Raw genomic sequence first — 2,938 nt, forward strand, 5'->3', positions numbered from 1 at the left:
TGACACCGTGCCGACCTGTTTGGCTTGGCGAACCTTTCGAAGACGGAGTAGGGCAGGTCTGCGCCGTTGTACTTCGGGCCTGGCTGACAGAGCAGTGCGTGGGCGATCATGAATGTCCGGGCGGGTTCCGGGCAGCCCCCGGTTCGAAGCGTCCCTTGGGAACGCAGCGGGCGTGATCACGGCATCGTCTAGATCGCTGGCTCGCCCGCTGCGCCGATGCCCGTGCCCCACGCCCCGGAGTCCGATCGATGCCTCATCCACCGTGGCCTTCCCGAAGGGCCTTTTGACCGTTGCTCAACGCCCCCTTACCCTACAGTGGTAGGCTGCTGTTTCCGCGCAGAAGCAGCAACATCCGGCTCTGTCCACCTTAAGGCCGCGTATGACTAAATCTTCGCAGGCTTATCAAGATTCGGCGCCCAAGCCCCGACAGCAGCCCCCCATTGATTGGTATGTCCCGCAGCCGCGCACTGGACTGGCGGGCGCTTTAGACAAGTTTATCGGTCCGGGTGCGACAACGGCGGAACTGCTGCTGCAGATCCTGGCGCCCTTGGTTGCGGCTCTCGCAGCGCCGCTCTATGCGGCCTTGTCCGGTGAAGATTGGTCCTGGTTTCAGTATCTGCTCTGTGCTGTCCTGGCCTTTGACATGGTCGGCGGTGTCGTTACGAACGCGACGTCGAGCGCCAAGCGTTGGTATCATCGCGACGGTCAGGGGATTTAGCAGCACTTGGCTTTCACGTCGGCGCACCTGTTGCATCTGGTCCTCGTGGCCTGGCTCTACCTGGACAACGATTGGCTCTGGGCCGCCATCGCAGGCGCCTATCTGCTCGGCGCTGCCGCACTGATCCTGGCGACGCCGGTCTATCTGCAACGTCCAACGGCTTTGACCCTGTATATGGGTGGTATGGTCATTGGACGATGGCTGCTACCAACAGTGCCCGGCCTCGAGTGGTTCTTGCCGGTGTTCTACCTCAAGCTCCTGGTGAGCCACCTGCCCCGCGAGGAACCTTATCGGCCAGCGACTGCCACCTGAGAGGTTTCCTGGTCTGGACGAGTAACCGCTCGAGTCCCATCAGGTCGACCATCAGGTGGATGCTTGCGATCCGTTGCTCGCGCCCGTTGTGCGGCCGGTTTTGGGGCGGATCGAGCGCTTGGGAGAGTCCCGGCATTGAGTGGATACAACGATGAGTATGCTTGCAGGGCGCGCTTCGAGCGAGGCGATGATCGTCGACACCGACCAAGTGGCCACGCAAATTGGCGAGGCAGAACGACTGATTGAACAGGCGAGTAAGGAACAACTCGCCGAGGCCCTCTGCCTGCTCGCGATGAGCGTCGGCTACTACCAGACCCGGTCTGGGCCTATTCCGCACGATGCGGTGCTTGAGATGATCAAGGCCGAGAGGCTCGACGATGAGCAGCGGGCGATGGTAATCGCCGGGATGCAGAACCTGGCGTCGGCGCTCGCTCAAGCATCCGGCAGCGCTGATCCGGAAGCCGGCACGCTTCCATAGGCGAGGTCGCCTCCGCATCGTCGTCGATCACGATCGAGGGGCCAGGGTCTTGCCGCCTTTGCGTCTTGGGCCGCCGCACCGGCCGCTCCGATGCTGCGGCCCGAAGACTCAGGCGACTTCACTGACTTTGCTCGTGTCTTGCGTTGTGACGACTTTTTGACCAAAACAACCAATGTCCAGTCACTTCCACGTCTTTTCGCCGGGTGCGGAACGTTATCCCCAGTGTTATCCACAGGGCCTGTGAATAATTCCGCGGTCTCGCTTATTGTCAACTGCTTGTCGCCGCCTGGTCAGAGGGCGTCACCGATGGCGATGCTAACTGCACTTGGTGCCTCAGCGCCGCAACGAGCGGTTGTTGAGTCTGAGGCAGTTGCCGTGCCTGAGACGAGGCCGCAGCGGATGCGTTCAGCTTGACGTTGCCCTGTGCCATGCAGAAATCACCCCTCATCGGACGCCGCCGCAAAAAAGAGCCCGCGCGGAGCGCGGGCGAATATGTCACTGAGGTGTCAATTGCACAACGTGCAGCCGTAGACTAAACGCCTTCACCGCAGCTGACCGTGAATCTTTGTTGACAAAGGCTTCAGGTGGCAGACGCTGACCGAGGCTCAGTCGTATCTGCCCAAACCCGCTCGCGGTTGAGACTGACGCCGGCCAGGAACGCACAGGAGAGACGGATGCATGTCGTCCGGCCTCATTTGTCTTTGGACGCGGCGCTGACTACCCTGTGGCGGTCTTGAACCTATCATTGAGTGGTCCTGGATGTGCATCCGCTAGGGTTCGCGGCGCGCGCGAGCTGCTCCGCCTTTTGCTGCACTAGCTGCTGCCAAGCGCTAGCCTCTGCTACGAGCTGGTCTTTGCTCAGCGGGAGCAGCAGCAGCTCGAGCTCATCGATCGGAACCACCGGGTCGCCGGTCGTGATCGACCCCGCATCCTGGTTCTTTCGCGATTCGCTGGACGCGCATCACTGCGGTCGATGACACACTGCCCGGCGTCTATTGCCTGCGCACGAATCAAACCGAGTGGGATGAAGCGCGGTTGTGGCACACCTATGTGATGCTCACTGACCTGAAGGCGGTGTTTCGCTCCCTGAAGTCGGAACTCGGCCTGCGCCCGGTCTATCACCACAGGACGGATCGAGTCAGCGCCCATCTGTTCATCTCATCTCGGTGCTTGCCTACCATCTGGTGCATACCCTGCGCCTGCAGCTGAAATCCGCCGGAATCCATTTGAGCTGGGAGGGCATCCACCGTGAGCTCGAATTGGTTCGAGACTGTCAACCCAAGCTTTCTGATCAAGCTGTTTCAGCAGTGACGCTGTTTTCTGCCCAATCTCGAGCAGCTTGAGGTGAGTGAGGAGATTCACGACTCCTTCCTAACCATCGATCTCCCGCACCTGTCCCAGCCAGAGCGCGGTTAGCCCGGCGCGCCCGC

General features: G+C 61.1%; 3 protein-coding genes and 1 pseudogene. All 4 read left to right on the forward strand.

The features are described 5' to 3' along the window. Window positions 1–379: 379 nt before the first annotated feature. Window positions 380–718 (forward strand): hypothetical protein, encoded by a 339-nt coding sequence (locus ACY693_RS17570; protein ID WP_462323105.1) that lies wholly within the window; start codon window positions 380–382, stop codon window positions 716–718. A 30-nt stretch (window positions 719–748) separates the two neighbouring features. Next, complete coding sequence (locus tag ACY693_RS17575) at window positions 749–1,030, forward strand: hypothetical protein (protein WP_462323106.1); 282 nt, start codon at window positions 749–751, stop codon at window positions 1,028–1,030. A 151-nt stretch (window positions 1,031–1,181) separates the two neighbouring features. Continuing rightward, window positions 1,182–1,508 carry a hypothetical protein gene (locus tag ACY693_RS17580; RefSeq protein ID WP_462323107.1) on the forward strand — a complete coding sequence of 109 codons (327 nt, stop codon included), beginning with the start codon at window positions 1,182–1,184 and terminating at the stop codon, window positions 1,506–1,508. A 942-nt stretch (window positions 1,509–2,450) separates the two neighbouring features. Then, window positions 2,451–2,767 (forward strand): annotated as a pseudogene (locus tag ACY693_RS17585) (IS1634 family transposase); the annotation flags it as partial. Window positions 2,768–2,938 lie beyond the last annotated feature (171 nt).

It is taken from the genome of Halochromatium sp., assembly GCF_054919635.1.

Excerpts from the sequence above, each read along its gene's own strand:
- ACY693_RS17570 (WP_462323105.1), top strand. The coding sequence starts at position 380 with ATGACTAAATCTTCGCAGGCTTATCAAGATTCGGCGCCCAAGCCCCGA.
- ACY693_RS17580 (WP_462323107.1), top strand. The coding sequence starts at position 1,182 with ATGAGTATGCTTGCAGGGCGCGCTTCGAGCGAGGCGATGATCGTCGAC.